At 35.3% G+C, this 5797-nt stretch carries 7 protein-coding genes; 2 read left to right on the top strand and 5 right to left on the bottom strand.

Going from position 1 to position 5797, the window contains the following annotated elements:
• Positions 1 to 121: 121 nt before the first annotated feature.
• Together NT175_00135 and NT175_00130 are read right to left on the bottom strand one after the other, a co-directional pair.
• Positions 122 to 772, bottom strand: a complete 651-nt coding sequence (locus NT175_00135) for an HNH endonuclease signature motif containing protein (protein MCX6233122.1) — start codon at positions 770 to 772, stop codon at positions 122 to 124.
• An 83-nt stretch (positions 773 to 855) separates the two neighbouring features.
• Positions 856 to 1743, bottom strand: coding sequence for a DNA cytosine methyltransferase (locus tag NT175_00130; protein ID MCX6233121.1), 888 nt, complete (start codon positions 1741 to 1743; stop codon positions 856 to 858).
• Between the two features lie 496 nt (positions 1744 to 2239).
• Between NT175_00130 and NT175_00125 the strand changes: the two genes are divergently transcribed.
• The gene (locus NT175_00125; GenBank protein ID MCX6233120.1) at positions 2240 to 2623 is read left to right on the top strand and encodes a hypothetical protein; all 384 of its coding nucleotides are present in this window, start codon (positions 2240 to 2242) and stop codon (positions 2621 to 2623) included.
• A gap of 74 nt (positions 2624 to 2697) precedes the next feature.
• Here the strand turns inward: NT175_00125 and NT175_00120 are convergent, their stop codons facing one another.
• From NT175_00120 to NT175_00110, 3 genes are all read right to left on the bottom strand, one after another.
• Complete coding sequence (locus NT175_00120; GenBank protein MCX6233119.1) at positions 2698 to 3879, bottom strand: PDDEXK nuclease domain-containing protein; 1182 nt, start codon at positions 3877 to 3879, stop codon at positions 2698 to 2700.
• Between the two features lie 566 nt (positions 3880 to 4445).
• Entirely contained in the window at positions 4446 to 4790 is a 345-nt protein-coding gene (locus tag NT175_00115) for a DUF86 domain-containing protein (GenBank protein ID MCX6233118.1), read from the bottom strand.
• A complete protein-coding gene (locus NT175_00110) occupies positions 4783 to 5115 on the bottom strand; it encodes a nucleotidyltransferase family protein (protein MCX6233117.1) in 333 nt (110 codons plus the stop codon). Before NT175_00110 ends, NT175_00115 begins: the two co-directional genes overlap by 8 nt.
• Before the next feature lie 246 nt (positions 5116 to 5361).
• Between NT175_00110 and NT175_00105 the strand changes: the two genes are divergently transcribed.
• Entirely contained in the window at positions 5362 to 5574 is a 213-nt protein-coding gene (locus tag NT175_00105) for a hypothetical protein (protein ID MCX6233116.1), read from the top strand.
• Positions 5575 to 5797 lie beyond the last annotated feature (223 nt).

Here is a 5797-nt window from a genome sequence, read left to right as displayed (position 1 = left end):
AAGAACCCTCCCGCTCATTCTCGAGGTAATGAAACAATTTTCCAGGCAGAAATACTCCTGGCTTAACAATATGAATGTTACCTTTGAGGGAGCTTCCTACTCGTAAAATACGGGTGGTTGTTTACCGTGAAAATCTATGTTCATTAGATAAAATAATTTCAAATTCAAGATTAATACCAATTAAACCTTTATCGAATGCTTGATCATACAATGAAGACAAACAAATACCATTTTCCGGATTTAATCTTTCCGCTTCATTTTTTGCCCATGGAATAATATGACTCGCAAATAGTAAATCGGGAATATCAATACCCGTAATAGCGCATTTTCCTGAATAATTTGCGAGGACTATTTGTCGAAATACATTTTGATTAACTCTTGTTTTTACTTCTCTGATTTTTGTTGCACCTTTCAAATCGGCAATATCAGTAAGCAAGTAATAAAATTTCGTTTCGATAGTTTGATTTTCTTTTTCTGCTAATATTCTTTCACTTTCAAAAATGAGTGCTTCTTTATTTTGAATAAATTCATCCCAAATCGGTTGAACTTGTTTAATGCCACCTCTCATTCCAACAACACCTCTGTTTTGATGATAGGGATCTACACTAGCAAAATTTACTAAACGTAATGCTATTGAATTTGGAGTTCTGCTCATAATCTTTGCAAGATGAATAATGGAAGGATTTCTACTATGCATTTTACCAAATGGCAATTTCAAATAAAGATTAAATGCAAGAATTAATTCATCCCTTGTCCAAAGTCTTAAAGCCATTTCAATACTGTTTTAAAGTCATAAGAATTACTATATTTCAAAAGAAAAATTTGAATTTTAAGAAGCATTTTCAAATTATTTAGTCAATTAAAATATTTCATCGTCTGTTGCCCTATCCATCTACCCATATCAACAGGGACAGCATTGCCAATCAATCTGTAAGAACTTCTTTTATTTTCAAAAAAATAATCGTCAGGAAATCCTTGCAAGCGTGCATATTCCCGAATTGAAAAGGGACGTAATCCAAACTTTGATTTTCGGTCTATCACAAGTCTCGTTCCTAAATCTTTTGCATAGTGAGCCACGCAAGTTGGAGCAATTGCATCAGATTTTTCTGGATCAACAATAATTGGTTTATCTCTATACTTACCATTAACTCTGCTGATAACATAATTAGGAATTTCGACAGTAGGATTTTCTTCTAAAATATCTTTAATTTTTGGTCTGTTGGTTTCAGGTTTCGGTGCATCAATATTAAACCGTTTTTTTGTTCCAATTAGAATTAATCTCTTTCTTGATTGAGGTAACCAGTTTAATGCATCAACAGGACAAAAAACATTTACATAATAATCTGGTAACTTTGTCATAGCCTCCATCACTACTTTAAACTTTTTCATGCCTGGTACATTTTCCACGACATACATTTCTGGACGAGCTATTGCAATATGCCTAAAAAAATGAAGAAATAAATCATCACCTGTTCTAGTTCCATGTATATCAGCAATAGCAGAATATTTTGTACAGGGATATGTGCCTAAAATTATATCAGTTTCTGGTTGCTCTAATACTGTTTTTTCTTTGATGTCAGCAGTTAATATCGTATGAGAAAAATACTGGCTGTTATGTTTCATACAGGAAGTAGCTTCCTCATCTATATCTAATGATTGTATGACATTAATACCTGCCTGCATGATCCCTATCTCTAAGCCACCACATCCAGAAAAATAGCCTTTTGCAGTTGGAGTATACATAATCAGTAAATTGTTAAAATAAGTACTTTTATACCAAAAATAGTGATAATCTTCCAGCCAAATTCAATCAATTTAAATAAGTTATCAGCACTTTTTGTTTGTTTATACTGATTTAATTCTACTACCATTCCGTTCGAGTTTTGGGTATAATAAAGGCCGTCAGGTAATTTCTCAGGTTATATTGCCAGATGATTGCCATTATCTTCTGAAGTTGGATTCAATAATTATCAAGCCAACATTGGCGCTTGCATAGTTATGTCTTTTATAGGAGATCTCCTTAAGATTGTCTTCCTTTTACACCAAAACCCCCCAAAACCCACCACCTGCAAACTCAAAGTGCCCGTCAGTCAATCCGGAAAACAGTTTTGTACGGATTAGGTCTATATTTACACAGGTTCTACCCTCATTATCTTGCCAAAGTATAAAATGAGAGTAAAACGGGATCAGAGTCATGAAAAGCATTTTTATGTTTCATTAATCCATAAATTCCACCGATATGAAAATCAGGCTTGCCATCATTTTTCTTTTTATAGTTGCCTCTTCCGGGATGCTTTTATCACAGCACACTAATGTCGTCATAGGCACTTCACAGTTGTATGGGCTGCCGACCGAGCCCGCCGTCATAATGAATCCCCAAAATACCGACGAGATCCTGGTTGGCGGAATGCCAAATTATTATTATTATTCTACCGATGGTGGCTATATATGGTCACATGAATTCCTCCAGTCACCCTATGGCGTCAATGCCGATCCGCCGGGACAGCACCAGTTCTTATCGCTTGTCACCGCCGATCAGGTCACAGTGCTTGTTCGTAACCTTTTTCTTCCTTTGAGGGGATGTGTTTGCGTTTGTCTTTATGCTTATAGGATTCAGCGTTGATTGCGTGAGACATATTAATTTAACCACAATGTTCACAAGGAATTTTCTTTGTGTTCACAGTGGTTCATGTATTATTATTTCAATTCCTGCTTTCTTTTTTCAAGAAACTCCCTGAGTTTATTTTCATCCGGAAGATTAACCAGATATTCCCTTATAAAAAGGTTTTTATTCAATCCCCCGGTTGCATATTTTACCAAAGCCTGGTTTGCACCGGTACACATTAAAATTCCTATGGTTTCCTTATCACCAGGCAATTTCTCAACATCGTTGTAATAATTCACATAGGTATTCAGCTGACTGACCTGCTCATGTTTGAATTTATCAACCTTGAGTTCAATCAAAACATGACTGTGGAGGATTCGATGATAAAAAACCAGGTCGACATAAAAATATTCACCCCCAATAAGGATCATTTTTTGTCGTGACTCAAAGCAGAAACCATTTCCAAGTTCTAGCAAAAACTCCTCAATGCCATCAAGTAATGCTTTTTCAAGGTCAGATTCTTTAACCAATTCTTTATTTGGTAATCCTAAAAAATCAAAAACATATGGATCCCTGATAATATCTTCCGGTTCTGCAGGAACTATGTCTTTATTTGCATACCTGATCAGACTTTCCTTATTTTTCGACAATCCGGAGCGTTCGAATAATAGCCGTCCTATCTGATTTACCAATTCTCTGACACTCCATGTCCCCTTTATTGTTTCAATCTCATAAAATGCCCGTTTTAGCGGATCATCAATTTTCATTAGTTCAACAAAATGTGAAAAAGACAGCCGGGTGATCAAATGAATGGGAGATGTAACAATTAACAGATTATTGGTATTATCTTCTGAATTCAAAAAAGCATCAGATGCAATCTGATGAATTGCATCTAAATCATCACTTAAAAATCTATTAGAAGATTGGTCAGACAGCGTCTGACTAATTTCATTAAGGATATCAGAAATGATAATACCAATAGATTTGTCAGACAGTGCCTGACCAATATGCGGATAAAATTGATAAAATTGTCTGTAAAGTTTTAAATTAGTAACAGAAGCACCCTTTATCTTGTCTTTCAGATCATCTGCAATATTTTTCAGAACTTGATCTCCATATTTAGCCCTGTCTTCCCCTTTTTGTTCATATTCAACAATATAATAACCAAAAAGCCAATTTCTAAGTGTAAGTGCAGAATTAACAACACCTGTTACCTGGCGCTTAAAGGCATCATCTAACTTAATAAGACCACTTAATAATTCTTTAATATCCATTAGGTAAGATTTTCGATTTTCCTTTTCAAATTATTTTTACTATCCCTGATGTCATCTGCAATCTCATCCAACCGTTCAATGAAATCCTGGATAATTTTTATCTTTTCCATACCGGATGTAAGGGATCTGAAATCCGAGGGTTATTGAAATTCTTTTTTTTGAATCATTCATATTAATCCATGGTAAATTTACAAAAATTAATCCTGTGAGACGTATCAGGAAATTTATTAATGATGATTGAGTCCCCTCCGAAAAGTGGTTATTAAAAACCAATATTGGGCTAAAGCCCTATATACTATCAATTTGCATAACCCTGGCCTTAAGGCCAGGGTTATTGAGAACCAGTTAGTTACAGGACTTTAGTCCAAAATGATTATTTTTCATAGCGGGCTCAATATTCAAACACAAGTTCTGTAACGCGTGTCTGATATGCAAGATGATTACACGATGGCTGATGGCCGATTTAGGTGCACTGATTGTGATTTGGAGTGAACTTTCAGGTTCGCGTCGCAAATGCTCGCCCACAAGGGTTTAACCTACACCGTCAGCTTAGGGAAATAATAATATCATTGAAACTCCTGAATTACCCTGGAAATGGAAGTTATCAGGCTTGGAATTTGCGTAATAGTTATTTTCCATAAAATTGTACTATCAACGCCAAAGTAATCATGGACGACACGGTTACGGAATCCGCGAATCCGATCCCAATCTATTTCGGGATGTTTTTCTTTTACATCATCTGGTAAGAGATTTGATGCCTCGCCAATAATTTCAAAATTCCTTATGACTGCATCAACAGTCTTCACATCTTTGGTAAATTCCTCAAAAGATAAACCTTTGGTAAAATCAATGATTTTATTCGCCGATTCAAGAATATCCTGAAGCAGAAGACCTGGAGTTCGTTTAGACATATATCAAATCTTTCTCAATTTCCTTTAAATATCTAAGCTTAACACCATTTTTTGATACCAGGTCAACTTTTATTTTTAAGATTTTTTCAAGCTCGTTCGCCAGGTCAATAAATTCGATGCCGACAGGTTGATCAAAATCTACCAATAAATCAATATCACTGCATTCCAGATAATCATTCCTGCTATAGGATCCGAAAATTCCTATTGATTTCAGATGATACTTTTTGGCAAATTCAGCTTTATGTGCTTTAAGAGTTGATAATATTTCAGCTTGTGTAACCATAAAGCAAAGATAAGAATAATCCTTGTTTAAAAGGAGCGACATGCTCTTTGCAAATTCCAAATTACAAGCACCAAATTGAACGAAGCGAAGCTGAGCGAAATCCCGATAAGGTCGGGATCCCAAACAAATTCCAAATCACAAAAACCAAATTGAGCGAAGCGAAGCTGAGCGAAATCCCGATAGGGTCGGGATTCCAAATAAATCACAAATCCCAAAACTCAAAATGCGTGATGTAAAACTGAGTAAAATTCAGACAAAGTCGGGAGTCCAAACTATTGGAACGGCTGTTTGAATATTGAATTATTGGGATTTATTTGGATTTTGGTGCTTGGTGCTTGGGATTTGATAAAGGATCTTGGTCTGACTGAGGCTGGCGCGCGTTTGTACCTAAAATCCGCAGGTCTTGAAAAAGGAGGGATTTTTCTAAATCCAAAGCCGGGTGAGTTCACAATGAGGTTTCTAAAAATTTATTTTTTAGGGCTTACCCATATATTTTTATAAAAAATAATATCAACTATCCACTCCAAGGCATACTTATTCCATTAATTTGTAAAGAATTAGTTTGACTTATTTTATTAAGGTAGTATTTTGTCAGATATTGGGAGTTTAAGTTTTAAAGTGTAGTTTTCCATAAATGCGTAACTTTTGTGTCCGGCCTGATTTAATCCATTTAGCCGGGATGCAGATAAAGCGATATCTGAATTTCTTTAATCTGAAACAAGGG

The organism is Bacteroidota bacterium, from assembly GCA_026391695.1.
Lineage (GTDB): Bacteria > Bacteroidota > Bacteroidia > Bacteroidales > JAGONC01 > JAPLDP01.
This window is presented reverse-complemented; position numbering and strand designations above follow the sequence as displayed.

Bases quoted from the DNA above. Each gene is read 5' to 3' on its own strand.
- NT175_00110 (MCX6233117.1), bottom strand. From the start codon at position 5,115: ATGTCGCTCCTTTTAAACAAGGATTATTCTTATCTTTGCTTTATGGTT.
- NT175_00115 (MCX6233118.1), bottom strand. From the start codon at position 4,790: ATGTCTAAACGAACTCCAGGTCTTCTGCTTCAGGATATTCTTGAATCG.
- NT175_00135 (MCX6233122.1), bottom strand. From the start codon at position 772: ATGGCTTTAAGACTTTGGACAAGGGATGAATTAATTCTTGCATTTAAT.
- NT175_00125 (MCX6233120.1), top strand. From the start codon at position 2,240: ATGAAAATCAGGCTTGCCATCATTTTTCTTTTTATAGTTGCCTCTTCC.
- NT175_00120 (MCX6233119.1), bottom strand. From the start codon at position 3,879: ATGGATATTAAAGAATTATTAAGTGGTCTTATTAAGTTAGATGATGCC.
- NT175_00130 (MCX6233121.1), bottom strand. From the start codon at position 1,743: ATGTATACTCCAACTGCAAAAGGCTATTTTTCTGGATGTGGTGGCTTA.